Raw genomic sequence first — 23,907 nt, 5'->3', positions numbered from 1 at the left:
GCGCTCTCCGGCTCCGACGTCCAGCAGATGGAGGGGTTAGAGAGCAAGGAGTTCGACGAGGAGACGGAGAAGATGCTCGGCTTGGAGGACATCGAGAGCGCCCTCGAACAACTCGACACCGTCGCCGACAGCGATCTACGGACCGACGAGACCCGCGACGCGGACACGGCCCGCGACGTCGACCTCGCCCGTCAGGAGGGAGAGACCCGCGAGGCCGACCGGGATGTCGAGCTGGAGGCCGAGAGCGAGCGCCCGGGGACGTAAGCCCGACTCGCGGCTGCCGCACGTCGTCGACAGAGAAGCTCGCCGGAACCACGATCGCGCCGCCGCACGGGTCGCTGACGTTCCCAGAGCCGAAGACGCCCACCTCGAGGCGGACCGGGACATCGATCTGGAGTCGGAGTCTGGGAGTGACTGAGACGGTAGGCGAGCCGCCACGAGTAGCGATCAGCTTTCACAGGCTCTACACTCGAGAATATCTCGACTGAATTTCTGTGCGGCATTCACGCTGTGCTGATAGTAGAGGCTCTTGACCCCTTTTTTCCAAGCTTCTATGTAGAGCTGATTGATCTCCTTGACGCTCACTTCACTCGGATCGATCGAGATGTTCACGCTCTGTGCTTGGTCTATGTGTTTCTGTCTCTGTGCTGCCTGATTGATGATCGCCATCTGCGGTATCTCGGCGAAGGTCTTGAACACCTCTTTCTCTTCGTCCGTCAGACACTCGAGATGTTGAACGCTCCCGTCCTTATTGGCGATGCTGTCCCAGACTTCGCGGGTGTCTTTGCCCCGCTCCGCCAGTATCGCCTGAAGGAATCTGTTTTTTTGCGTCGACTTTAGCTTCGCACCGTCTCGCACGAAGTAGTTCGATTTCAGCGGCTCGATGCTCGGACTGACCTGACCCAGAATGACGCTGCTCGATTTCGTCGGAGCCACGCTCATCGTCGTCGTGTTCCGCCTGCCGTAGCCCTCGAGAACCTCCGGCTCCCCGAACTCATCCGCAAGCGCTTCACTCGCCTCGTAGCTCCGCTCTTTGATGGTCCGGAAGATCTCCCCGTTCTTCTCCATCGCCTCCATGCTGTCGAAGGGGATCATGTTGCTCTGGAGGTAGCTGTGCCACCCGAGGACGCCGATCCCTATCGCTCTGTGTCTCTTCGCGAACCGCACGGCCCGCTCCATGAACTGTACTCCCTCCGTGCGCTGGATGAATTCCTCCATCACCGCGTCCAGGAATCGCGTCAGAGTCTCCACTGCATCGGTATCCTTCCATTCGTCGTAGTGGAGAGCGTTCATACTTGAGAGACAGCAGACGAAGCTCTCGTCCGCCGTGGCCGGCAGCGCTATCTCGGTACACAGGTTGGACGCGTTTATTTGGTAATCCTTGTCCTTGTAGACCTGTGGCTTCCCCTCGTTCATGTTCCCCCGGAAGATTATATACGGAACGCCGATATTGATCCGGGTCTCGATAATGTCCGCCCAAGTCTCTCGCTTCTCTTCATCGCCGTCAATCATCGCCTGAAACCAGTCGTCACCGATGATGACTCCGTAGTAGATGTCCTGTACTGGGTCCCCTTCGGTTTTGATGTTAAGCCATTCTTCTAGGTCGTCGTGTTCGACGTCGATGTAGCCGGCGAACTGCCCCCGCCGGGTTTCGCCCTGGCTGATGACGTTGATGATCGTATCGAACAGCTCTGTGAAGCTGTAACTCCCGTTGCTCTTGCCGTTGTTCGTTATCGGACTGCCTCGCGGCCGCAGCTCACCGAAGTATCCGCTCGTGCCGCCGCCCTGCTTGGTCATCTCACCCACCTCGGCTTGGGTGTAGAGAATGCTCTCGATGCTATCCTCCATGTAGCTGCCGAAGCAACTGATAGGAAGGCCTCTGTCCAGTCCGAAGTTGGACCACACCGGGCTCGCGAGACTATAGAAGCCCCGACTCATGTACTCGTAAAACTTGTCCGCGAAGCCCTCCTCACCGAGGATCTCTTCGGCGCGCTCCGCTATCTGTCTGACTCTCTCTTCCGCTTCGACGCCCTCGATCAGGTACCCCTCTCTGAGAAACTCCCTACTGTCCTCGTTCAGCCAGTAGAACGGTTCCGTATGCTGTTGCTCAACGCTTTCGAGTTCTGTTTGTGCCATTGTTAGAACATGTCCTCGGCGGTAACGCTCTGCGTGTGTTTGTTGTACGTGGTCGACCGCTTGCTGAAGAAGTCGTTGTCCTTGGTCATCATAATGTCCTCGTCGAACCAGCGCGTCTCCTCAAGCAGGTCGTCGTCCGTCTCGAATATCGGTTCCACGCCGACGGTTTCTAGACTCTGATTGAACCGGTCTCGCAGAAACGCGTCGACGTGCGCTCGAGGAAGGAACTCCAGCTCGCCGTCAGCGAATATCCAATTCAGAATCTCCAGCTCTGCCTCGTAGGCCTGCCGACAGGCCTCTTGGACGTCCTCCTCGAAGTCGTCATCGAAGAGGTCCGGGTTCTCCTCGCTGATCGTCTCCACCAGCTCAATCCCGAACAGACCGTGAATCTGCTCTTCTTTGCTGGTTGCTTCGACGGCGTTCGCTATCCCCGTGAACTTCTTTTCGTGCTTGTCGAAGCTCGTCATTATGAGGAACTGGCTGAATAGCGATACGTGTTCGACGAACGTACTGAACAGCAGGATGCTCATCACGTACTCCCGTTCATCATCGCTCTCGCTCTTCTCCAGATACTCATCGAGATACTCGATCCGCTCTTTGATCGCCGGCTCCTCAGTTACCTGCTCGAAATCGTCCGTGATTCCTAAGACGTCGAGTAGGTGACTGTAGGCGTCCATGTGCCGCACCTCGCTTTCCGCAAAGGTCATACCCACGTTCCCGACCTCGGCTTTGGGCATCTCCTCGTAGATATCCGACCAAAACGTCTTCACTTGCACCTCGATCTGCGCGATAGCCAACATCGTCCGTTTGATAACGGTCTGCTCAGCAGGAGTCGTGTTGACCCTGAAGTCTTGGACATCTCCGTCGAAATTAAACTCCGTGTGTACCCAGTAGCTGTTCCGGATCGCCTCGACGTAGTCGAGAAACTCGCTGTACTCGTAGGGCTTCAGCTGTTTTCTCTCCGAGAAGATGTCCGTCTCTATGTCTGCGCCTGTACTCGCGTTCGTGTTTGCGTTTTCGCTTTCACTCATCGTTGGTCATCTCAAACGTGACCGATTGCGTTGGATTGCCTCTGCCACTGTCTAGCATCAGTCTGGTGAGTCCGACCGCAGTCGTGTCGCTCGGGAGACGGTCTTACAGCGTGACGTGAGTGTAGCCGTGTGAACCGTATCGGACCACACAGACTCCACCGGTATAAGTATTACCAACAAAATTGTAGTATAACAAGCTCACTTTCACACTAGGAGGGCGGAGTCGTTCCTCCGATCCACGAATGGGCGGTGCCGAGGCGGGGACTGAGCGGTAATCTCCGGTTACGGGTGGTCGCTACAGTGCCCAACTGGCGGCGTCAAGCACCCGCGTAGTCCAATCGCGATGACTCCGCCGAGCAGTTCGGCGAGGAGCGCGAACCCGGAGCCGGACGCGAGCGAGAGACCGACGAGACGTGAGACTCGGACGACGTCGACCTCACCTGGCAGGAGGAGGAGACCTGCGAGGCCGACCGCGACGTCGAGCTGGAGGCCGAGAGCGAGCGCCCGGGGAACTAGGGTCGGAGTCGGTCTCGAACGAATCCGGGCCGTCAGGGGCGCCAGTTCGCCGGATCGACCGCCCAGAGCGCGCCCACCGCGAGGACGCCGGCGACGCCCCCGGCGACGAGAGCGAGCACCGAGCCGGGGACGGCGACGACCGAGGCGAGCAGCAGGACCGCGGCGACGAGCAGCGCGACCGTGTCCTCCGTGGTCGACGCGCGCACGACGGGCGCCACCGCCCCGCCGACGACGGCGCCGGCCGCGACCGCGGCGGGCGGACCGGAGCGCAGCGCCGCGAGCGACTCCGGAAGGCCAAACGCGGCGAGGGACGCCCCGAAGCCCGCACCGATCCCCGCGCCGAGCGCGAGCGCGCCGACGGCACCGAGCGCGGGCGCGAGGAGGGCGGTCCGCGCGGAGAGGTCGGCGTCGACGAGCGCGGCCCCGCCGGAGACCACCAGTACCGATCCGGCCGCGAGGAGCGCGGGCGCGACCAACAGCGAGACCGGGGACGGCACGACGAAGTCTGGGGTGCCGGACGCGGTCGCCGATCCGGGGACGACCGCGGGCGCGACGGTGGCGGCGCCCGCGAACGCGGCGCCGGCGACCGCGAGCAGGACGAGTCCGAGGAGGCGGCGGCGGAGAGCTGTCATACCGACGGGAACGCCGCCGGGACACAAAACGATCGCGGGACTGAGACGGGATCGGTGCCGGGATGCGAGGGGCGCGACGCGGGTCGGCGGCGCGCGATCTGAACGCGTCGCCCGCGGCGGGGCCCTACACGGTCACGCCGGCGCGGTCGCCGTCGATCGAGACGACGACGCGCTCGGGCGGTCCCCGCTCGTCCGTCAGTCGGATCAGGAGGGTCTTGACGACCGGGTCGTCGGTGTCGACGTCGCCGCGGACGCCGACTCGGTCGACGGCGATCCGGAGCGAGCGGTCGCCGGTGCGGCTGATCGCACCGAGTCGGAGCGCGACGGCCGGCGCCGTGAGCCGCTGGGCGACGACGAGCACGGCCTCCCCGTCGTCGTCGACGAAGGCGGTCGCGTCGACGAACGCCCGCGTCTCCGTCGCGTCGGGACGGAGCGCGCTCCTCGCCTCCGCGCTCGATCGGAAGGAGGCGGCGTGGGTGATGATCTCCGCGGGACGGTCGAGGACGCTCTGTCCGTCGACCAGCGGGTTCCCGTCGATGGAGCGGCTCCGGACGCCGAGGTCGCGGGGCGTCGACGCCGCGAGGTCGTGGAGGCGGTCGACGCACCCCGCCGTGGCGGCGGTGAGGGCGCCGACGACGACCGCGCGGCGGTGCATGTGACGGGCTCTGACGGTCGGAGATAAAACCCCGTCGTCGCGCGTCTCGGCGCGTGAGAATCGGGCGGACGCGGGGCGATCGGAGGCGTCGAACCGAGGGCGTGGAAGCGGGACGGTCGAGCCGGGTCGAGCGAGACGGTCGAGACGGACGGCCGAGACGGATCGGCGCGCCGGCCTACTCGTCGACCATCGGCGCGGGCACGCCTCCGTCGTCGGCGTCGAGTTCGAAGGCCCGGCGGAGCTCGGCGATCCGGTCGCGGATGTCCGCGGCGAGTTCGAACTCCAGGTTGCTCGCGGCCTCCTCCATCCGGTCTTCGAGCGCCTCGATCTGCGCTTCGGCCTCGTCTTCGCTCTCGACGTCGCCGACGCTGACCGACGAGGTGTCCGTCTTCGACCCCGGGAGGTTCGTCTCGCCGACCGGCTTGTCGATCGTCGTCGCCTCGTAGCCGTGCTCGGCGTTGTACTCCAGTTGGATCTCGCGGCGGCGCTGGGTCTCCTCGATCGCCGCCTCCATCGAGTCGGTCATCCGGTCGGCGTAGAGGACGACCTCGCCGTTGACGTTGCGGGCGGCCCGCCCCATCGTCTGGACGAGAGTCGTCGTCGAGCGGAGGAACCCCTCCTGGTCGGCGTCGAGGATCGCGACGAGCGAGACCTCCGGAATGTCGAGCCCCTCGCGGAGCAGGTTGATCCCGACGAGCACGTCGATGTTGCCGAGCCGGAGGTCGCGGATGATCTCGTGGCGCTCGAGGGTGTCCGTCTCGTCGTGCATGTACGCCACGTCGACGCCGGCCTCCTCGAAGTACTCCGTGAGGTCCTCGGCCATCCGCTTGGTGAGCGTGGTGACGAGGACGCGCTCGTCGCGCTCGATCCGGTCGTCGACCCGATCGAGGAGGTCCTCGACCTGCCCGGTCGCCCCCGTCACCTCCACCTTCGGGTCGACGAGATGGGTCGGCCGGACGATCTGCTCGACGATGCGGTCGGAGGTCTCGCGCTCGTAGTCGCTCGGGGTCGCCGAGACGTAGAGGGTCCGGTCCGTCTTCTCCTCGAACTCCTCGAAGGTGAGCGGACGGTTGTCGTAGGCGGTCGGGAGCCGGAACCCGTTCTCGACGAGCGAGTCCTTCCGGGACTTGTCCCCCTCGTACTGCCCTTTGATCTGGGGGATCGTCTGGTGGGACTCGTCGATCACGGTGAGGAAGTCGTCGGGGAAGTAGTCGAGGAGGGTGTAGGGGGCGTCGCCCGACTCCCGGTCGTCCATGTGCACCGAGTAGTTCTCGATCCCCGAACAGTAGCCCGCCTCCCGGAGCATCTCGATGTCGAAGGTGGTCCGCTCCTCGATGCGCTGGGCGGCGACCAGATCGCCCTGCCGCTCGAAGTAGCTGACCCGTTTCTCCATCAGGTCCTCGATCTCCGCGATCGCCTGCTCCAGCTGGTCGTCGGGGATCGAGTAGTGCTCGGCGGGGTGAAGCATGACCGCGGGCTCCTCGCTCACGACCTCACCTTTCATCGGGTCAACCTTGATCATGCGGTCTATCTCGTCGCCCCACAGCTCCACCCGGACCGCGTACCGCCCGTACATCGGGTAGATCTCGACGGTGTCGCCGCGGACGCGGAAGGTGCCCTGCGTGAAGTCCACGTCGTTGCGCTCGTAGTTCAGGTCGACGAGCCGGGCGAGCAGCTCCTCGCGGCCGACCTCCTCGCCGACCTCCAGGCGGAGCGCCATGTCGCGGTAGTTCTGCGGGTCGCCGAGCCCGTAGATGGCCGAGACCGAGGCGACGACGATCACGTCGTCGCGGGTGAGCAGGGAGCGGGTCGCGGAGTGGCGGAGGCGGTCGATCTCCTCGTTTATCGACATCTCCTTGTCGATGAACGTGTCCGTCTGCTCGACGTACGCCTCCGGCTGGTAGTAGTCGTAGTAGGAGACGAAGTACTCGACGGCGTTGTCCGGGAACAGCTCGCGGAACTCCTCGTACAGCTGGGCCGCGAGCGTCTTGTTGTGGGCCAACACGAGCGTCGGCTGGTCCAGCTCCTCGGCGACCCACGAGACGGTGTTCGTCTTCCCGGAGCCGGTGACGCCGAGGAGGGTCTGCTTGTCGGCGCCCGACTCGTACCCCTCGACGAGCTGTTCGATCGCCTCGGGCTGGTCGCCCGCGGGCTCGAACGGGGCGTCGACCCGGAGCGGGCGGTCGACGGTCGGGCGGTCCTCCGAGAGGGGAGAGTCGGCGTCGCTCACGATACGCGTCGTTGGGTGGCGAGACACTTGAGCGGCGCGGCTAGGTAAGTGACTGCGGCGAAATCGTCTCGCGCGGACGGTTCCGCTCCGGAGAAGACCCATTATCGATCGGGCTGAACACCAGATCGTGTCCCTCCCGTTCTCACCCGCCGTCGCGTTCGGCATGGCCCTCTTCCTGTTCGTTCTGTTGGCGACAGGCGTCTGGGTGAACTTCGACGCACACGCTCGCGGAAGCGATTATCCGACCGTCTGGGCCGTCTTCGCACCGCTCTCGGGGATCGTACTGGCGTACTACCTCCTCTGGTGGCGTCGCGGGCGGCCCCGCGAGCGGCCGCCGGGCCGAGTGGAGCGAGCCGCCGTTACCGTCGCCGTCGCCGGAATCGGCGGGATGATCGCCGGAAGCCTCGTGTCGCCGCCCGACCCGGCCGCGCAGCTGACCGTCTGGCCGATCGCGTTCGCCTGCTGTCTCCCCGTCGCGTATTGGGTGGTCAGACGGCGGTTTGGCGCGGCCGGAGGCGGGAATGCCGGTCGGTAGAGAGGATCGAGGTCTCCAAAGTCCCGGCCGCTCGGTTATAAACCGTTGGCTGCCGATCGACGGTGAACACCGCCAAAGCCCCAGCCGCGAGGACTCGCGCGCTTTGCTGCGCTCCTCACTCGCGTTGTTCGCTGCGGTGCTTGCTGCAGCGTGCTTCGTCCTCGCGACAGCGAGGCGCTTCGCGCCTCTGGCAGCCGGCGGCGAAGCCGCCGGCGACTGCCCCTTTGAGTCCCGCCCCCGCACGGCCACCGTACCTCACGCCTCCCCAGCCTCGTCACCGGCGCTACGCGCCGGTTGCAAGCGAGAGCTTTGCTCTCGCCCTGTCGCTGGCGCGTCCCACGCCAGCGACTCCCTCGCGCGCGCTGACTCACGGCCTGTCGGCCGCTCGTCGGCACGCGCCGCCGCCACGGTGTCTGATTAGTCGGCTGCGCATGGATCCCGTCCGCCGCTCACCGGACGAAAACGTTTCCCCGTCGCCCCGCGACGCTATCCGTATGCGCATCGCCGTCCCCAACAAGGGCCGCCTGCACGACCCGACGCTCTCGCTGTTGGAGCGCGCGGGGCTCCACGTCGAGGAGACCGCCGACCGCCAGCTGTACGCCGACACCGTCGACCCCGACGTGACGGTGCTGTTCGCGCGCGCGGCCGACATCCCCGAGTACGTCCGGGACGGCGCGGCCGACCTCGGGATCACGGGGCTCGATCAGGCGGCGGAGTCCGGCGGCGTGGCGGACGGCGCCGCGTCCGCGGCCGACGGCGACCTCGTCGACCTGCTCGATCTGGGGTACGGCTCCTGTAAGCTCGTCCTCGCGGCCCCGGAGGACGGCGCGGTCGAGACCGTCGGCGACCTCGCCGGCGGGACCGTCGCCACCGAGTTCCCGGCGGTCACCCACGACTACCTCGATCGGGTGGGCGTCGACGCCGACGTGGTCACCGTGACGGGCGCGACGGAGCTGACGCCCCACGTCGACATGGCCGACGCCATCGTCGACATCACCTCGACGGGGACGACGCTGAAGGTGAACCGCTTGGCCGTGATCGACGACGTGCTCGACTCCTCGGTGCGGCTGTTCGCGCGCCCCGACGTGGTCGACGACCCGAAGGTCGAACAGGTGTTGACCGCGTTCGAGTCCGTGCTCGCGGCCGACGGCCGGCGCTACCTGATGATGAACGCGCCGACGGAGCGGCTCGACGAGGTCAAAGACGTGATCCCCGGGCTCGGCGGCCCGACGGTGATGGACGTCGAGGCCGACGAGGACGGGAACGGGATGGTGGCGGTCCACGCCGTCGTCGAGGAGCGCGACGTGTTCGCGACGATCTCGGAGCTGAAGACTGTCGGCGCGAGCGGCATCCTGGTCACCGAAATCGAACGGCTCGTGGAGTAGCCGGGAGCCGACCGACACCGGCCGAGCCCCGCGGATCGGCCGGCGTGACTCAGTCGTTCTCCGCCCCGATCAGCGCCTCCTTCTGCGCGCGGGTGAGCGACTTGATCTCGTGTTCCCGCGACATCGCCGCCGACTTCGAGTCGAACGACTCAACGTGCCGTAAGGTCACGGGAGTCCGTCCCCTGGTGTACTTCGCGCCCTCTCCGGCGTCGTGCTCGGCAACGCGCCGCTCCACGTCGGTGGTGTAGCCGGTGTACAGCGTCCCGTCCGCGCACTCGATCACGTAGACGTGGTGCGGCGCGTCCTGACTCGGCGTCGACACGGCGCCCGGTCGGCGCGGGCGCGAGGAATACCTGCCGGTCTCGGCGCGGTCGGGGAAGCCGGACGCGCGGGCGGCGCGAACGCGGTCGGGTGCGGTGTCGCGGCGGGATCGACCGGGTCAGTCCCCAGTACGAGCGCGTTCTCGGGAGACTTCGGCGATCCCGGCGTTCGCGGAACAGTCCGGACAGGCGTTCAGGTCGCCGTACTCGTCCGCGAAGACGCGTGCGAAGCGGTCCGAGACGTGCGACCCGCAGTGGTCACAGAGTGGCATTCGGTACCGGTGATTGCCGGCGATAGATCGTAAGGTTTCGACGGACAAATACCCTTTCTCACCCCCGCCAGCTTCCGGAAATCTACATATAAAGCCCCGTCATGAGACGGGTGGGGAGCCGGCGGTCAGTCGCGCCGCGCCGCGTCGACCGCGCGCGCTATCAGCCCCGCCTGCGCCCCGGCGACGAAGCCGGCGTCGACGTTCACCGTCGTGAGCACCGAACAGGACTGGAGCGCACCGTGGAGCGCGGCGACGCCCTCGCCGCCGACGCCGTATCCCGTCGACACCGGGAGCGCGATCACCGGCGCCGCGACGAGTCCCGCGACGACCGTGGGGAGCGCCCCCTCGCGGCCCGCCGCGACCACGACGACGTCGGCCTCGCGGACCCGGTCGCGCTGGTCCAGGATCCGGTCGAGGTTCGCGACGCCGACGTCGTCCACGCGGTCGACGGTCGCGCCGATCTCGCCGGCGACCACCGCCGCCTCGCCCGCGGCCGCCGCGTCGGCGGTGCCCGCCGCGACGACCGAGAGCGTCGCGTCGAGCGCGGGCGGGTCGAAGTCGGCGGCGTGGACGACGACGGTCCCGGCCCGCTCGTCGTGGTCGACGGTGGGGTCGAGCGACGCCGCGGTCTCGAGATCGAGGTCCGCCATCGCCGTCCGGATCGCCGCCGCGTCCTCGGCGTCGGCCCGGGTGACGAGCGCGCGGCCGGTCGTCTCGACCGCGGTCGCCGTCAGCGCCGCGACCTCCGCCGGCGTCTTCCCCTCCGCGAGGATCGCCTCGGGGATCCCTCGTCGGTGCTCGCGGGCGGCGTCGAACCGGCCGGCCGCCGTCGTCGCGTAGCCCGCGAGCCGCGATTCCGCCTCCGCGACGCCGATATCGCCGGCGTCGAGCGCCTTGAGCGTGTCGCGCATGCGTCCCCGTCAGGGGCCGAACGGGTCGAACCTATCGGTCCGCGGCGGGCGAGCGGCCCCGCTCGCCGAGCGGTCTCACAAAGCTTATAAGGAAGCATTCCGGCACCCCCTCGCGAACGGGCCGCAGGGCGCCCCTCGCGGTCGAATTCAGGAACTCTTATTAACTGTCGATGGATATCACCGATCGCATGGCAGACCTTATTGTCAAAGCGGCCGTCAAGGAAGCGCTGGACGACAAGAACGTCGCTTCGGACTTCTACGACGCGCTCGACGACGAAGTGGACGAGCTGCTCGAAGACGCCGCGCGCCGCGCCGAGGCCAACGACCGGAAGACGGTCCAGCCGCGCGACCTCTAAGGCGGACGCGACTCTCGACCCGATTTTTTGACCGCGCGCCGACCGCAGAGCGGCGCGACCCCCGCGCACGTCGGTAGCGACCGCGTCCCGGAGATCAGCGCGTGAGCACCCGAACCCCGGAGTCCGTTCCGACGTGGACCTCGTCGGCGAGGTCGACGAAGAGGCCGTGTTCGACGACGCCCGGCGTCGCGGAGAGGGCCGTCGCGAGCGCCGAGGGCTCCGCGATTTCGCCGAACGAACAGTCGAGCACGAGGTTCCCGTTGTCGGTGACGACCGGGCCGTCCTTCCGCTCCGCGCGGCGGAGGGTCGGCTCGCCGCCCGCCGCGCGGACCGCCTCGGCCACCGCGGATCGGCCGGCGGGAAGCACCTCTACCGGAACGGGGCGGTCGAGAGCCGCGGCCTCCTTCGACGGATCGGCGACGACGAGGAAGCGGTCGGCCGCGGCGTCGACCAGCTTCTCGCGGGCGTGCGCGGCGCCGCCGCCCTTTATGAGCGGGCCCGCGGTCGGCCCGCCGTCGCCGACCGCGACCTGGTCCGCGCCGTCGATCGCGACGTCGATCCCGGGCGCGTCGGGCCCCGTCGCCTCGTCGAGGTCGAGCAGCGGGATCCCGCGGTCGGCGGCGAGTTCGCGGCTCGCGAACGAGGTCGGAACCCCGCGGACGTCCAGCCCGGCGTCGACTCGTTCGCCCAGTCTGCGGATCGCGTGGGCCGCGGTCGAGCCCGTTCCGAGGCCGACGACGTCGCCGTCGTCGACCGCCGCCGCCGCCGACTCGCCGGCGCGTCGCTTCGCCGCGTCGCTCCCGCCGCTCGTCTTCATACCACCGACTCGACGGGGAGAACCGAAAAGGCGTCGGCGTCGATCACTCCAGCCGGTCCAGCACCGCCTCCGCGTCGTAGGCCAGGGAGAGCTCGCGGGAGCGGCCGCGCCCCTCGACGTCGGCGTACTCGGCCTCGATCACGCCGAGCTGGTCGAGCTTGTTGATGATCTCGGAGTAACGGGTGTAGCCGAGGTCGGTCTCGTCGCGGAACGCCTCGTACACCGTCCCGGCGCGCTCGCCGTCGTTCTCCGCGAGGACGCGGACGAGGGCGCGCTCGGACTCCGAGAGCCCACGGAGCGACCGCGAGAGGTGGACGTGTTTCGACTTGTCGTACGCCGACTCGACGTCCTCGTCGGCGATCGTCTTCGAGGCGCGCATCTCGGCGTTCAGTCCGGCGCGGCGGAGCAGGTCGATCCCGACCCGGAGGTCGCCGCTCTCGGCGGTGAGGTCGGCGACGCGCTCCAGCTCGGCGTCGGCGATGACGCCGTCGTGGAAGCCGCGCTTCGCGCGCTCGAAGAGGATGTCGTAGATCTCGGTGGCGTCGTAGACGGGGAAGTACACCTCCTCCGGGCGGAACACCGACTGCACGCGGGTGTCAAGGTCGTCGATCACGTCGAGCCCGAGGTCCGAGGAGACGACGATGACGCCGATCTTCGCGCCCGAGTGCGCCTCGTGGGCGCGCAGAAGCGAGTAGAGGGTGTCCGACGCCTCGTTCTCGTAGAAGAGGTAGTTCACGTCGTCTAAGGCGACGACGAGCACGTCGTCCTCCTCGACGAGCCGGTCGGTGATCTGACCGAACAGCTTCTTGAAGGAGATCCCCGAGGAGGGCGGCTCGTAGTCGAAGATCCCCTCGAACAGCCGGGAGAAAACGGCGTACCGCGTCGAATCGACCTGGCAGTTGACGCGGACCGTCCGGACGTCGGTGCGGGCGCCGAGCTCGCCGAACAGCTTCTGGACCGCGGTCGTCTTGCCGGTGCCGGGCGGGCCGCGCACCATCGTGTTGAGGGGGCGAGAGCCGCGCACCGCGGGGCGAAGCGCGTACTTCAGGCTCTCCAGCTGGCTCTCGCGGTGGCGGAACGTCTCGGGGACGTGGTCGATCTCGAACACCGACTCGTCGCGGAACACCGACTCGTCCCACGAGAGCATGTCGCCGCCGGCGTCCCCGGTCATGTGCACACCACGAGAGGCCGTCCACTTAACCGTTGCCCGGAGGGAGAGTGAAACTGAAACTTGTCGGTTGCGACGCTCAGATGCCGAGTATCACCGACCGGTCGTTCACTCTCGGGACGGTGCGAACGCGGCGTTGTCGCGGCGATCACGGGCCGAGATCGGACGCGCTCACGACCGATCGAGCACCAGCACGTGTCGGGTGAGCGACCGGTGGACGCGGCGCTCGAAGGCGGCGTCGACCGTCCAGCCCGCCGCGCGGGCCGACCCGCGCCAGTCCCGGTCGGCGACGACGACGGCGCGGGGCGCGACCCGGGCCGCCTCCGCGAGCGCGCCCGAGACGAGGTCGGCGAGGTCGTGGGTGGCGATCTTCGACTGGCGGCCGTACGGCGCGTCGAAGGCGACGCCGTCGACGGCGTCGTCGCGGAGCGGGAGGGCCGTGGCGTCGCCGCGGGCGACGTGCCAGCTCGGGTGCTCCGGGGAGTCACCCACGTACTCGCGGAGGTTCTCCCGCGTCCCGCGGACCATCTTCCGCTGGGCGTCGCAGGCGACGACGTCGGCGCCGACGAGCCCGGCCTCCAGCGGGAGCCCGCCGGTCCCGCACATCGGGTCGAGCAGGGTCCGGCCGGGCGCGGCGCCCGCGAGGTTGGCGTACGCGCGGGCGTCGGCCGGCGCCATGCTCCCCGGCTGGAAGAACGGGCGGTCGGTCGGTTTGGGGGCGAAGTCGCGAGCGGCCTCCGCGGCGACCCAGCCGAGCGCGCAGACGGACGCGTCGCCGCCGTCGGCGCCGGGAATCGCGTCGTGAACGGCGCGCTCGCCCGCCGCGAACAGCGCGCGCAGGACGTGGTCGGGGTCGTCGAGGTCGACGTCGAACCCGCGGTCGACGAGGACGCCCCCGAGGGCGCGCTCGGCGTCGCTCGTCGAGACGGTCGCCGTGTTCCGGACGTTCCGGGCCCGCACCGCGACCGTCCCCGAGCGGTCGAGCGGCGCCGCGTCGAGCGCGGCGACGGCGGCGGCGAGGTCGGCGTCCGTGCGGGCGACCGCCTCGTGGGCGGCGCGGGTGTAGGCGAGCCGGCGCACTCCGGCGCGATCGGTCGCGGCACTCGCGGCGCCCGGGGCGTCGCCGCCGGCGCGTGGGTCGTCGCCCGCCGCGTCGCTACGGGTGAGTCCGACGCTGCCGGCGGCGGCGACCCCGGGCGCGAGCAGCTCCACGCCGGTCGCGGCGGTGGCGGCCTCGCGGGCGGCGAAGGCGTCCGTCTCCCCGGCGAGTTCGAGCCAGTACACGCCCCGGAGTCGGGGAGCCGCTCGCAAGAGGATAGCGGTTCCGACCACGCACCTTTTTAAATGAATCAACCGATCGTGTTAGTAGTAATGGCCGATCCGAAGGAGACGATCACGATAGAGAACGTCGTTGCCTCCACGGGGATCGGGCAGGAGCTCGATCTCCAGAGCGTCGCGATGGACCTGGAGGGCGCCGACTACGACCCCGAGCAGTTCCCCGGGCTCGTGTACCGCACCACGGACCCGAAATCGGCCGCGCTGATCTTCCGGTCCGGGAAGATCGTGTGCACGGGCGCGAACTCGATCGACGCCGTCCACGAGAGCCTCGCCATCGTGTTCGACGAGCTCCGCGCGCTCCAGATCCCGATCGAGGAACCCGAGATCACGGTCCAGAACATCGTCACGTCCGCCGACCTCGGCGAGAGCCTCAACCTCAACGCGATCGCGATCGGGCTCGGGCTCGAACACATCGAGTACGAGCCGGAGCAGTTCCCCGGGCTCGTCTACCGGCTGGACGAACCGGACGTCGTGGCGCTGTTGTTCGGCAGCGGGAAGCTCGTCGTCACGGGCGGGACGAGCCCGGACGACGCGGCGGCCGCCGTCGACGTGATCGTCGAGGAGCTGGACGGCCTCGGGCTGTTGGCGTAGGCGGGCGACGCCGCGCCGCTCGCGACGGACCGATCCCGCGACCACTTTTACCCGCCGTCCCGTAGGTCGGGTATGCTTCTTCAGACGGTGACGCCGATCACGGTGCTGGGGACGACCATCCTGTTCGCGCTGTTCCTCTCCGTGACCGCACACCTCGCCGCCCGGAACATCCTCGGCGACGTCGACCCGCGCCGCGCCCTCTACGTCGGTCCGCTCCCCGCGGTGATCGGCGTCGTCGGTGGGGCGTTCGCCGTCTCCGAGGCGCTCCTCGTCCCGGCCGCGCTCCTCGTCGACGGCGCGATGTTCGCGTGGAGCTACGACCAGCCCCGGCGGGTCGTGGCCGGGATGACCGTGATCCACGCCGTGATCACGACGCTGCTGTCGATCGTGCTGTTCGGGATCACGGCGCTGCTCGCGACGATGCCGGGGTAGCCGACGTCCGGTGCGGATCCGGCACGGCCGCGGCCCCACAGCCTCACCCCCGGCGCGGCGGCGGCCCCACAGCCCATCCCCTGCTCGGCGGCGGCCCCACAGCGTCACGGCTCCGGTGGCGACCCGTCGTACGCGTCGTGGTCACCGTAGAAGTTGAGCATCGCGAACTTCAGCTTCTCGGGGTCGACGTCGAGCAGCTCCTCCCGCTCCTCCGGCGGGAACGCGCTCCGGACCGAGTACTTGCCCATGTCCGCCGTCGTGTACCGGCGGTCGGCGAGGATCCGGACGCCGAAGTCGTCGGGACCGCGGACCACGCGGCCGAGCGCCTGTCTGGTCTTGCGGATCGTCGGGATCTCGACGGCGTACGCCCAGCCGGGGTCGCGGGCGCGGTCGCGATCGGCGAACGCCCGGTCATAGGCGTCCTGAACCGCCTCCATACGGTCGGAGAGGTACGGGTAGGGAACGCCGACGACCACCACCGTCCGGGCGTCGTCGGCGTCGAAGCTCACTCCCTCCGCGAGCGTTCCCCACAGCGAGGTGAACAGCGCGGCGTCGTCGCTGTCGACGAACGTCCGGCGCAGGTCCTCCTCGTCCTGATCGGGCCCGTCGAGGTAGAGGGAGCCGAGGTCGGCGCCCGCGAGTCCGGCTCCGGCCCCGACGTCGCCTCCGGCACCGGTCCCCGCCGAGCCGCCGAGCCGCTCGTAGTACCGTTCGGCCTCGGCGTACGAGGGGAAGAAGGCGAGCGTGTTGCCCGGAGTGAAACGGATCGCGTCGCGCAGCAGCGACGACACCGCCTCCTGGGTCTCCGGGTCGTTGCGCTCGGAGGCGAACAGCGGCGGGGCGTCGACCGCGAACGTCCGACGGTTCTCCTCCGGGTACCCCATCTCGTACGCGAGCGACACCGCGTCCTCCAGCCCGAGCACGTCCTCGGTGACATCGAAGGGGCGGAGCGTCGCGCTCATCAGCACCGAGGCGGCGACCTCGTCGAACAGCGCCTCGGTCACTCGACGGGGGATGCAGGTGTACAGCTCGGCGCGGCCGTACACCTCGTCGGTGGCGCCGTCGCGACGCACGGAGACGACCGGGTACTGACCGAACTCGGTTCCCTCCTCCATCCACGTCGAGACGAACCGAGCGACCTGCAGGGTCTGACACTCGGTCCGGGTCGTCGTCTCGCCGTCCCGGTAGCGCCGCTCGTACTCCTCGTCTAACGCCTGCCCGAGCTGGACGGCGAGCTCCGTCTCCGTGTCGATCCCCTTCCCCTCGTAGTTCCGGAGGAACGCCAGCGTCAGGTCGTCGCGGCGGTCGTCGTTGGCGACGGAGAGGTCCTCCCAGTTCTCGCCGACCGACTCGCGCTCGCCGAACCCGAGCGCGTCGTCGTACGTCTCGACCACGGCGTCGCGGAACGCGTGGACGACGTTCTCGGCGGCCTCGGCGCGGGAGTCGTCGCTGTCGGCGAGCTCCTCCAAGGCGGCGTCGAGGGTGGTCTCCGTGAGCGTGCGGGTGGCGTGGTCGCGGGCGGCGTCCTCGACGTTGTGCGCCTCGTCGAAGACGGTGATTATCTCCGACGGGTCGCGGTCGATCCACCGGAAGAACTGCTCGCGGATGTTCGGATCGAGCAGGTGGTGGTAGTTGCAGACGACCAGGTCCACTCCCTCCATTCCCTCCTTGAGCAGCTCGTAGCCGCAGAGCTCGCGCTCGTCCGCGTACGCGTACACGTCCTCTGGGGTGCGGACGTCGTCGAACAGCCACCCGAAGAACTCGTCGGTGTCCTCGACGAGGTTGTTCCGGTAGTGCGCGCAGACGTTCGCGGCCTCGTACTCGTCGATCGCCGTCTCCAGCTCGTCGAGCTCGTCCATGATCGCCTCGCGGGCCTCGGCCGCGCCGGCGTCGCCCTCGCGGCTCTCGGCGAGCAGCTCGCGCTGGCGGGTCTCCAGCTCGCGGACTTCGCTCTCCGTTTCGACCAGCTCGCGGGTGGTGTCGCGGAGGGTCTGACACTCCTGGTAGTCGACGTCGATGTGGCACATCGACGACTTCCCCTTGAACACGACCGCGCGGATGGGCTCTTCGCCGGTGATCGCGCGGGCGTCCTCGACGAACTGCCGCATCTGCTGGTGGACGTTAGTCGTGATCACGACCGTGCGGTCGTGCTCGCGGGCGTGCTCTAAGGCGGGCACGAGCGCGGAGAGGGTCTTGCCCGTTCCGGGCGCCCCCTCGAACAGCACGTCCTGTCCCCGGTCCAGCGCGTTGGCGATCCTGTCCATCGCCTCGCGCTGGTTCGGATACGGCTCCTCGTACGGGAAGAACCGCAGATGCGGCGACTCTGACACGGGCCGAGGTTCGTCGCCATCGGCTAAAAGGGGTGGGGTGCCGCGGCGGAAGTGGTCGAGGGACGATCGGCGTCGCTGACGGGGTATCGGAGTATTAATTTACTAACGAAAACCTAACGAAGATATAAGTTTGGGTCGAGTGTACGGCGAACGCATTTTACCAGCACGTATTACCGGTTCTTTCGCGAGGTAGGAGACGACATGGCGACTGAAACCGCGACAGCGACGAGCGAAGTATCGACCGAGGCCGGTAACTGGAAGGCGGGCGTGGCGAGCGGGCTCGTCGGCAGCGTCGTCTTCGGACTCGTGATGACGTACGTGATCCCCGCGCCGCTGTTGGAGGTCGTGATCCCGTCGATGTACGGGCTCGCGCCGCCGGCGGCGCCGTTCCTCGGCTGGGTGGTCCACATGTCCCACGGTGCGGTCATCGGCGTCGGCTTCGCCGCGCTCGTCGGGGTGCGGCCCTCGATCGGCGAGAGCACCGGAGCGTCGCTCGGCGCCGGCGCGGCGTACGGGCTCGCGGTCTGGGTCGCGCTCGCCGTGCTGGTGATGCCGGTCTGGCTCTCCGCGGTCGGTTCCCCGGCGAATCCCCCGCTTCCCAACGTCAGCGCGCTGAGCGCGATCGGTCACCTCGTGTACGGCGTCGCGCTCGGCGGCGCGTACGCCGGGCTGGTCGACTGAGGCCGGTCGTCGCTCCCGCGACGCGAGCCGACGGGCGCGACGCACCGTCATTTATACCGGCGCGCCGCGACCGCCCGTAGTAACGAATGTTCGACGAGATCCTCGAGAAGTTCGAGGGGTCACCGAGCCAGCAGGCGGTCATCCGGCTGTTCTTAGAGCGCGGTTTCTCCGTCAACGAGGAGGGCCGCGTCGTCTCGGGCGGAATCGAGATCCCGTACACCGGGATCGCGCGCGAGCTCGACGTCGACCGGCGGGTGGTCGACTCGACGACCGACGCCATCCTGGACGACCCCGAACTGAAGCGCATCTTCACCAACATCTCCTCGGTGCCGAGCCTGATGGACCTGGCGCCGGTCCTCGACCTCACGGTCCTCACCATCGAGGTCGCCGCCGCCGACGAGGCCGGGATCGTCGCCGAGGTGACCGGCATCCTCGCCGACCACGGGGTCTCGATCCGGCAGGTGCTGAGCGAGGACCCCGAGTTCACCGACGACCCGAAGCTGTACGTGATCACCGACGCGGAGCTGCCCGGCGAGCTGCTCGTCGAGATCCGCGAGCTCGGGTACGTCCGACGCGTGGGCTTCTGACCGGCCGGCGGCGCGTCGCCGACCGCGACCGGCGGTGCCGGGTGCGAAACGATCAGTTTCGCCCGCCGGGAACCGACTCGTTTCGGCGCGGACGCTTATGTACGGAGCCGACGCATTCCGGAGTGCGTCCCGGCCGTCTTTTCACTTTCACTCAGGTGTAAACCAGTCTTTATACGGGATGGCGAACAAGAGTCGTGTACATGCCAGAAGACGAACTCGAGGACCTCCCCGGAGTCGGCCCAGCGACCGCGGACAAGCTCGTCGAGAACGGGTTCGAGAGCTACCAGTCGATCGCCGTCGCCAGCCCCGGCGAGATGTCGAACACCGCGGACATCGGCGAGTCGTCCGCCAGCGACATCATCAACGCCGCCCGCGACGCCGCCGACGTCGGCGGCTTCGAGACGGGCGCGACCGTGCTCGAACGCCGCGAGGAGATCGGGAAGCTCTCCTGGCAGATCGACGAGGTGGACGAACTGCTCGGGGGCGGCATCGAGACGCAGTCGATCACCGAGGTGTACGGCGAGTTCGGGTCCGGGAAGTCGCAGGTGACCCACCAGATGGCCGTCAACGTCCAGCTCCCGCCCGAGCACGGCGGCCTCAGCGGCGGCTGTATCTTCGTCGACTCCGAGGACACGTTCCGGCCGGAGCGGATCGACGACATGGTCCGCGGACTTGACGACGAGATCCTCGCCGACGAGATGGAGCGGCGCGAGATCGAGGGCACGCCGAGCGACGAGGAGGCGATGGAGGAGCTGATCGGGGCGTTCCTCGACCAGATCCACGTCGCCAAGGCGTTCAACTCCAACCACCAGATCCTGCTCGCGGAGAAGGCCAAGGAGCTCGCCGGGGAACACGAGGAGAGCGAGTGGCCCATCCGGATCGTCTGTGTGGACTCGCTGACCGCCCACTTCCGCGCCGAGTACGTCGGCCGAGGCGAACTCGCCGACCGCCAGCAGAAGCTCAACAAGCACCTCCACGACCTGATGCGGATCGGCGACCTGTTCAACACCGCCATCCTCGTCACCAACCAGGTCGCGTCGAATCCAGACTCTTACTTCGGTGACCCGACGCAGGCGATCGGCGGCAACATCCTCGGTCACGCCTCCACGTTCCGGATGTACCTCCGCAAGTCGAAGGGCGACAAGCGGATCGTCCGCCTCGTCGACGCGCCGAACCTCGCCGACGGCGAGGCCGTGATGCGCGTGCAGGGCGAGGGGCTGAAGCCGGAATAGCGGAACCCGATCCCGGTCCGGCGCCGTCTGTACCCGATTCGAACGCGAACGTGCGGCCCTGCTCCCGGATCCGGAATTCGAATGCGGATCCGGTTGACAAACGTAAACTTCCTTTCGGAACGCCCGAACTGCTCGAAATCGGGGGTCTGACACCCCCACGACGGTAACGGCGGAGATCCCGCGTGGCAAAAATCGCCAGAAGCGGCCGCGCCCGGCGCCACGCACCCCGATATCGCCCGATCCGTCGCTTATTGCCAATAATTTTACAAAACGTCCGTCCGATTCGATCGCAAGGATTGCAATAGATCCGCCGAGAATATAACCTTATACACCATGTATCCGTCCTTATATCTGACATCCGCCGTATTATCAAAGCAGTTTTTTGTGAAACCCAACTCGAACGTTTATATATCCCTGTTACTCCATGCCAGAACGTGATTCAGCACATGAACACGGACGAAACGCGCAGTTCGAAGGACGTATGTTCAGTTGAGGTGGTCGAATCGTGACGACCAGCGTACTCGCGACGATCGATCCGAGCACGTTCGCGTCCGCGATGAACGGGACGTGGATCCTCATGGTGACGTTCCTGATTTTCTTCATGCACGCGGGCTTCGCCATGCTCGAGGCCGGGCAGGTTCGCTCGAAGAACGTCGCCAACCAGCTGACGAAGAACCTCCTGACGTGGAGCGTCGGAGTGGCGGTGTTCTTCCTGATCGGGACCGCGTTCACGAGCGTCATGAGCGGCTCCGGCGGCCCGGTCTCCGCCGCGGGGACGCTGTTCTCCGGGGGCGAGCTCGCCGTCGAGTCCGGCGCGGTCGGACCGTACGTCAACTGGCTCTACGGCGCGGTGTTCGCCATGACCGCCGCGACGATCGTGTCCGGCGCGGTCGCCGGTCGCGCGAAGCTCCGCGCGTACGTCACGTACACGTTCCTGCTGGCCGCGGTCATCTACCCAATGGTCATCGCGTTCACCTGGTCGGCGTCGGGCGACGGGCTCGTCGCGCAGCTGACCGGTGTCGCGTTCCACGACTTCGCCGGCGGCATGATCGTCCACGGCATGGGCGGTATCGCGGGTCTCACCGCCGCCGCCGTGCTCGGTCCGCGGATGGACCGCTACGCCAAGGACGGCTCGACGAACGTCATCCCCGGCCACTCGCTGACGTTCGCCGTGCTCGGGACGCTCATCCTCGCGTTCGGCTGGTACGGCTTCAACGTCGGGACGGCCTCCGTGGTCAGCGGCGGCGTGTTCAACACGCTGACCGTCAACCTCGTCGCGATGGGCACGACGATCGCGATGGCGGCCGGCGGAATCGGCGCCGCCCTCGTCGTGTGGCTCCGCACCGGGAAGGTCGACACGCTGTACGTCGCCAACGGCCTGCTGGCCGGGCTCGTCGGCATCACCGCCATCCCCGACACCACGGCGTGGTGGGGCGCGCTGGTCGTCGGTCTCCTGGCGGGCGGACAGCTCCCCCTCGTCTTCGAGTTCGTCTCGGACACGCTCAAGATCGACGACGTCTGCGCGGTGTTCCCGGTCCACGGCAGCGCCGGCGTGCTCGGGACCCTGCTGTTCCCGTTCGTCGCCGCGCCCGGCGCCCTCAGCGCCGGCGTCGGCGCCCACTTCGTCGCCCAGCTGACCGGCGTCGTCATCATCGGCGGCTGGACGCTCACCGCGACCGCGGCCGTCTGGTACGCTCTCAAGCTGAGCGGCGAGGCCCGCGTCACGCCCGAACACGAACAGGAGGGGCTCGACATCTCCGAGCACGGCGTCGAGACCTACCCCGAGTTCGGCGGCGACCGCGTCGCGACCGACGGCGGCCCCGCCGTGGTCGACACCACGGACGACTCCCCGCGCGCCGACGGCGGCGAGGAGGCGGGCTCCCAGATCAAGATGGTCACCGCGGTCGTCCGCCCGGACAAGCTCGGGGCCATCAAGCAGTCGCTCGCGGAGGTCAACGCGCCCTCGCTCACCGTGACGAACGTCTCCGGCCGCGGCAGCCAGCCCGCCAAGAAGGGCCAGTGGCGCGGCGAGGAGTTCACGGTCGACCTCCACCAGAAGGTGAAGGTCGAGGTCGTCGTCGCCGACATCCCGGCCGACGAGGTCGCGGACGCGATCGCGGACGCCGCGAAGACCGGCGAGCCCGGCGACGGGAAGGTGTTCATCATGCCGGTCGAGGACGCGCTGCAGGTCCGCACCGGCGCGACCGGCCCGGAGGCGGTGTAGTCTGGTAGCGGCGCGACCGGCCCGGAAGCGGTTCGGAGCGGCGAACGAGCGGTTTCGACGCGCGCTTTTTCGACGACGCCACGGCGCCGAGCCGCGGCGCCCTTCGACGCGGGGTCCGACGGCGCGTCGCCGATCTCGGGGGCGGTCGGCAACTACTTTCATCCCGCCGTCCCAACCGATCGGTATGAACCACGAGCGCTCCCGCGGGCTGTACGACCGCGCGCTGTCGGTCATGCCGGGCGGGGTCAACTCCTCCGTTCGAGCGACGATGCCGCACCCGTTCTTCATCGAGCGCGGGGACGGCGGGCACGTGATCGACGCCGACGGGAACCGGTACGTCGACTGGGTGATGGGGTACGGCCCGCTCCTGTACGGCCACGACCTGCCCGGCCCCGTCGAAGCGGCGATCCAGTCGCACGTCGCGGAGGGGCCGATGTACGGCGCGCCCACGGAGATCGAGGTCGAGCACGCCGAGTTCGTGGCGCGGCACGTCCCGAGCGTCGAGTCGATCCGGTTCGTCAACTCGGGGACGGAGGCGACCGTGTCGGCGGTGCGGCTCGCGCGGGGCCACACCGACCGCGACAAGATCGTCGTCATGCGGGGCGGCTACCACGGCGCGCAGGAGTCGACGCTCGTCGAGGGGTCGCCGGGAGACGCGCACCCGTCGACGGCGGGCATCCCCGAGGAGTTCGCGCGGCACACGCTCCCGATCCCGTTCAACGACCCGGAGGCCGCCAAGGAGGTGTTCGCGGAGCACGGCGACGAGATCGCCGCCGTCCTCGTCGAGCCGATCCTCGCCAACACGGGGATCGTGGCACCGATCGACGGCTACCACGAGACGCTCCGGGAGCTGTGCGACGGCCACGATTCGCTGCTGATCTTCGACGAGGTGATCACCGGGTTCCGCGTCGGCGGCCTCGGCTGCGCGCAGTCGAAGTTCGGCGTCACGCCGGACGTGACCACCTTCGGCAAGATCATCGGCGGCGGGTTCCCGGTGGGCGCGATCGGCGGGCGCGCCGACGTGATCGAGGGGTTCACGCCCGCGGGCGACGTGTTCCAGTCCGGCACCTTCTCCGGGCACCCGGTGACGATGGCCGCCGGGAAGGCGAACCTGGAGTACGCCGCCGAGAACGACGTGTACGAGCACGTCGACCGGCTCGGCCGGAAGCTCCGCGAGGGGATCGCCGAGATCTGCGCGGAGCGCGCGCCCGAGTACACCGTCGTCGGCACCGACTCGATGTTCAAGACGATCTTCACCCGCGAGGCGCCCGACGACCCGGACGCCTGCTGCGCGGGCGGCTGTCGGCAGGACCCCGACTGCGCCCGGTACGACAGCTGTCCGAAGACCGGCGCCGACGTCGCCAGCGCCGCGACCGACCGCTGGGAGCGCGTGTTCTGGCAGGAGATGAAAGAGCGCGGCGTGTTCCTCACCGCCAACCAGTTCGAGTGCCAGTTCACCTCCTACGCGCACACGGAGGAGGACGTCGAGCGGACGCTGGAGGCGTATCGGGAGGCCTTGTAGGCGCGG

At 68.2% G+C, this 23,907-nt stretch carries 22 protein-coding genes and 1 pseudogene; 11 read left to right on the top strand and 12 right to left on the bottom strand.

Translation table 11 applies throughout. The features are described from left to right. Positions 1-264, top strand: a pseudogene (locus DJ75_RS04285) (SPFH/Band 7/PHB domain protein); the annotation flags it as partial. Between the two features lie 183 nt (positions 265-447). On the opposite strand, the gene DJ75_RS04280 reads toward DJ75_RS04285, so the two are convergent. The 5 genes from DJ75_RS04280 to uvrB form a co-directional block, all read right to left on the bottom strand. Beyond that, positions 448-2,136, bottom strand: coding sequence for a ribonucleoside-diphosphate reductase subunit alpha (locus DJ75_RS04280; protein WP_094522872.1), 1,689 nt, complete (start codon positions 2,134-2,136; stop codon positions 448-450). 2 nt (positions 2,137-2,138) lie between these two features. After that, the gene (locus DJ75_RS04275; RefSeq protein ID WP_094522870.1) at positions 2,139-3,167 is read right to left on the bottom strand and encodes a ribonucleotide-diphosphate reductase subunit beta; all 1,029 of its coding nucleotides are present in this window, start codon (positions 3,165-3,167) and stop codon (positions 2,139-2,141) included. A 548-nt stretch (positions 3,168-3,715) separates the two neighbouring features. Further along, positions 3,716-4,315, bottom strand: a complete 600-nt coding sequence (locus tag DJ75_RS04270) for a hypothetical protein (protein ID WP_094522868.1) — start codon at positions 4,313-4,315, stop codon at positions 3,716-3,718. A 124-nt stretch (positions 4,316-4,439) separates the two neighbouring features. Continuing rightward, the gene (locus tag DJ75_RS04265; protein WP_094522866.1) at positions 4,440-4,970 is read right to left on the bottom strand and encodes a hypothetical protein; all 531 of its coding nucleotides are present in this window, start codon (positions 4,968-4,970) and stop codon (positions 4,440-4,442) included. A 175-nt stretch (positions 4,971-5,145) separates the two neighbouring features. Beyond that, positions 5,146-7,200: an excinuclease ABC subunit UvrB gene (gene uvrB / locus DJ75_RS04260; protein WP_094522864.1), complete on the bottom strand. Its 2,055-nt coding sequence runs from the start codon at positions 7,198-7,200 to the stop codon at positions 5,146-5,148. Positions 7,201-7,327: 127 nt separating this feature from the next. On the opposite strand from uvrB, the gene DJ75_RS04255 reads away from it, so the two are divergent. Together DJ75_RS04255 and hisG are read left to right on the top strand one after the other, a co-directional pair. Next, a complete protein-coding gene (locus DJ75_RS04255) occupies positions 7,328-7,735 on the top strand; it encodes a hypothetical protein (RefSeq protein WP_094522862.1) in 408 nt (135 codons plus the stop codon). 494 nt (positions 7,736-8,229) lie between these two features. Then, the gene (gene hisG / locus DJ75_RS04250; protein WP_094522860.1) at positions 8,230-9,120 is read left to right on the top strand and encodes an ATP phosphoribosyltransferase; all 891 of its coding nucleotides are present in this window, start codon (positions 8,230-8,232) and stop codon (positions 9,118-9,120) included. A 49-nt stretch (positions 9,121-9,169) separates the two neighbouring features. On the opposite strand, the gene DJ75_RS04245 is transcribed toward hisG, so the two are convergent. The 3 genes from DJ75_RS04245 to larB form a co-directional block, all read right to left on the bottom strand. Continuing rightward, positions 9,170-9,442 carry a GIY-YIG nuclease family protein gene (locus DJ75_RS04245; protein ID WP_094522858.1) on the bottom strand — a complete coding sequence of 91 codons (273 nt, stop codon included), beginning with the start codon at positions 9,440-9,442 and terminating at the stop codon, positions 9,170-9,172. 117 nt (positions 9,443-9,559) lie between these two features. Beyond that, positions 9,560-9,712, bottom strand: a complete 153-nt coding sequence (locus DJ75_RS18490; RefSeq protein WP_170938278.1) for a hypothetical protein — start codon at positions 9,710-9,712, stop codon at positions 9,560-9,562. A 125-nt stretch (positions 9,713-9,837) separates the two neighbouring features. After that, positions 9,838-10,623, bottom strand: a complete 786-nt coding sequence (gene larB, locus DJ75_RS04240) for a nickel pincer cofactor biosynthesis protein LarB (RefSeq protein WP_094522856.1) — start codon at positions 10,621-10,623, stop codon at positions 9,838-9,840. Between the two features lie 188 nt (positions 10,624-10,811). Between larB and DJ75_RS04235 the strand changes: the two genes are divergently transcribed. Continuing rightward, entirely contained in the window at positions 10,812-10,979 is a 168-nt protein-coding gene (locus tag DJ75_RS04235) for a DUF1931 family protein (RefSeq protein WP_004047560.1), read from the top strand. Positions 10,980-11,073: 94 nt separating this feature from the next. On the opposite strand, the gene rpiA is transcribed toward DJ75_RS04235, so the two are convergent. The 3 genes from rpiA to DJ75_RS04220 all read right to left on the bottom strand — a co-directional run bounded on the left by rpiA (position 11,074) and on the right by DJ75_RS04220 (position 14,248). Further along, the gene (gene rpiA / locus DJ75_RS04230) at positions 11,074-11,796 is read right to left on the bottom strand and encodes a ribose-5-phosphate isomerase RpiA (RefSeq protein WP_094522854.1); all 723 of its coding nucleotides are present in this window, start codon (positions 11,794-11,796) and stop codon (positions 11,074-11,076) included. A gap of 43 nt (positions 11,797-11,839) precedes the next feature. Continuing rightward, positions 11,840-12,967: an ORC1-type DNA replication protein gene (locus DJ75_RS04225; protein WP_094522852.1), complete on the bottom strand. Its 1,128-nt coding sequence runs from the start codon at positions 12,965-12,967 to the stop codon at positions 11,840-11,842. 168 nt (positions 12,968-13,135) lie between these two features. Next, the gene (locus DJ75_RS04220; RefSeq protein ID WP_094522850.1) at positions 13,136-14,248 is read right to left on the bottom strand and encodes a methyltransferase domain-containing protein; all 1,113 of its coding nucleotides are present in this window, start codon (positions 14,246-14,248) and stop codon (positions 13,136-13,138) included. An 87-nt stretch (positions 14,249-14,335) separates the two neighbouring features. On the opposite strand from DJ75_RS04220, the gene DJ75_RS04215 reads away from it, so the two are divergent. Further along, positions 14,336-14,893 carry a TATA-box-binding protein gene (locus tag DJ75_RS04215; RefSeq protein ID WP_094522848.1) on the top strand — a complete coding sequence of 186 codons (558 nt, stop codon included), beginning with the start codon at positions 14,336-14,338 and terminating at the stop codon, positions 14,891-14,893. 72 nt (positions 14,894-14,965) lie between these two features. Then, positions 14,966-15,325: a hypothetical protein gene (locus tag DJ75_RS04210; RefSeq protein WP_094522846.1), complete on the top strand. Its 360-nt coding sequence runs from the start codon at positions 14,966-14,968 to the stop codon at positions 15,323-15,325. A 104-nt stretch (positions 15,326-15,429) separates the two neighbouring features. On the opposite strand, the gene DJ75_RS04205 is transcribed toward DJ75_RS04210, so the two are convergent. Continuing rightward, complete coding sequence (locus DJ75_RS04205; protein WP_094522844.1) at positions 15,430-17,655, bottom strand: ATP-dependent DNA helicase; 2,226 nt, start codon at positions 17,653-17,655, stop codon at positions 15,430-15,432. 201 nt (positions 17,656-17,856) lie between these two features. On the opposite strand from DJ75_RS04205, the gene DJ75_RS04200 reads away from it, so the two are divergent. The 5 genes from DJ75_RS04200 to DJ75_RS04180 all read left to right on the top strand — a co-directional run bounded on the left by DJ75_RS04200 (position 17,857) and on the right by DJ75_RS04180 (position 23,901). Continuing rightward, on the top strand, positions 17,857-18,336 hold the full coding sequence (locus DJ75_RS04200) for a histidine kinase (RefSeq protein ID WP_094522842.1): 480 nt from the start codon (positions 17,857-17,859) through the stop codon (positions 18,334-18,336). Positions 18,337-18,422: 86 nt separating this feature from the next. Beyond that, positions 18,423-18,923, top strand: coding sequence for an ACT domain-containing protein (locus tag DJ75_RS04195; RefSeq protein ID WP_094522840.1), 501 nt, complete (start codon positions 18,423-18,425; stop codon positions 18,921-18,923). A 200-nt stretch (positions 18,924-19,123) separates the two neighbouring features. Continuing rightward, a complete protein-coding gene (gene radA, locus DJ75_RS04190; RefSeq protein WP_094522838.1) occupies positions 19,124-20,155 on the top strand; it encodes a DNA repair and recombination protein RadA in 1,032 nt (343 codons plus the stop codon). 505 nt (positions 20,156-20,660) lie between these two features. Next, positions 20,661-22,379, top strand: coding sequence for an ammonium transporter (locus DJ75_RS04185; RefSeq protein WP_176451168.1), 1,719 nt, complete (start codon positions 20,661-20,663; stop codon positions 22,377-22,379). A 184-nt stretch (positions 22,380-22,563) separates the two neighbouring features. Then, on the top strand, positions 22,564-23,901 hold the full coding sequence (locus tag DJ75_RS04180; RefSeq protein ID WP_094522836.1) for a glutamate-1-semialdehyde 2,1-aminomutase: 1,338 nt from the start codon (positions 22,564-22,566) through the stop codon (positions 23,899-23,901). The last annotated feature ends 6 nt before the right edge of the window (positions 23,902-23,907 follow it).

The organism is Halorubrum sp. Eb13 (genome assembly GCF_002252895.1).
Classification (GTDB): Archaea; Halobacteriota; Halobacteria; order Halobacteriales; family Haloferacaceae; genus Halorubrum.
Note: the sequence above shows the minus strand (reverse complement) of the source record. Positions and strands in the feature narration are given on the sequence as shown.

Bases quoted from the DNA above. Each gene is read 5' to 3' on its own strand.
- DJ75_RS04280 (WP_094522872.1), bottom strand. From the start codon at position 2,136: ATGGCACAAACAGAACTCGAAAGCGTTGAGCAACAGCATACGGAACCG.
- DJ75_RS04275 (WP_094522870.1), bottom strand. From the start codon at position 3,167: ATGAGTGAAAGCGAAAACGCAAACACGAACGCGAGTACAGGCGCAGAC.
- DJ75_RS04270 (WP_094522868.1), bottom strand. From the start codon at position 4,315: ATGACAGCTCTCCGCCGCCGCCTCCTCGGACTCGTCCTGCTCGCGGTC.
- DJ75_RS04265 (WP_094522866.1), bottom strand. From the start codon at position 4,970: ATGCACCGCCGCGCGGTCGTCGTCGGCGCCCTCACCGCCGCCACGGCG.
- hisG (WP_094522860.1), top strand. From the start codon at position 8,230: ATGCGCATCGCCGTCCCCAACAAGGGCCGCCTGCACGACCCGACGCTC.
- DJ75_RS18490 (WP_170938278.1), bottom strand. From the start codon at position 9,712: ATGCCACTCTGTGACCACTGCGGGTCGCACGTCTCGGACCGCTTCGCA.
- larB (WP_094522856.1), bottom strand. From the start codon at position 10,623: ATGCGCGACACGCTCAAGGCGCTCGACGCCGGCGATATCGGCGTCGCG.
- DJ75_RS04235 (WP_004047560.1), top strand. From the start codon at position 10,812: ATGGCAGACCTTATTGTCAAAGCGGCCGTCAAGGAAGCGCTGGACGAC.
- rpiA (WP_094522854.1), bottom strand. From the start codon at position 11,796: ATGAAGACGAGCGGCGGGAGCGACGCGGCGAAGCGACGCGCCGGCGAG.
- DJ75_RS04225 (WP_094522852.1), bottom strand. From the start codon at position 12,967: ATGACCGGGGACGCCGGCGGCGACATGCTCTCGTGGGACGAGTCGGTG.
- DJ75_RS04215 (WP_094522848.1), top strand. From the start codon at position 14,336: ATGGCCGATCCGAAGGAGACGATCACGATAGAGAACGTCGTTGCCTCC.
- DJ75_RS04210 (WP_094522846.1), top strand. From the start codon at position 14,966: ATGCTTCTTCAGACGGTGACGCCGATCACGGTGCTGGGGACGACCATC.
- DJ75_RS04200 (WP_094522842.1), top strand. From the start codon at position 17,857: ATGGCGACTGAAACCGCGACAGCGACGAGCGAAGTATCGACCGAGGCC.
- DJ75_RS04195 (WP_094522840.1), top strand. From the start codon at position 18,423: ATGTTCGACGAGATCCTCGAGAAGTTCGAGGGGTCACCGAGCCAGCAG.
- radA (WP_094522838.1), top strand. From the start codon at position 19,124: ATGCCAGAAGACGAACTCGAGGACCTCCCCGGAGTCGGCCCAGCGACC.
- DJ75_RS04180 (WP_094522836.1), top strand. From the start codon at position 22,564: ATGAACCACGAGCGCTCCCGCGGGCTGTACGACCGCGCGCTGTCGGTC.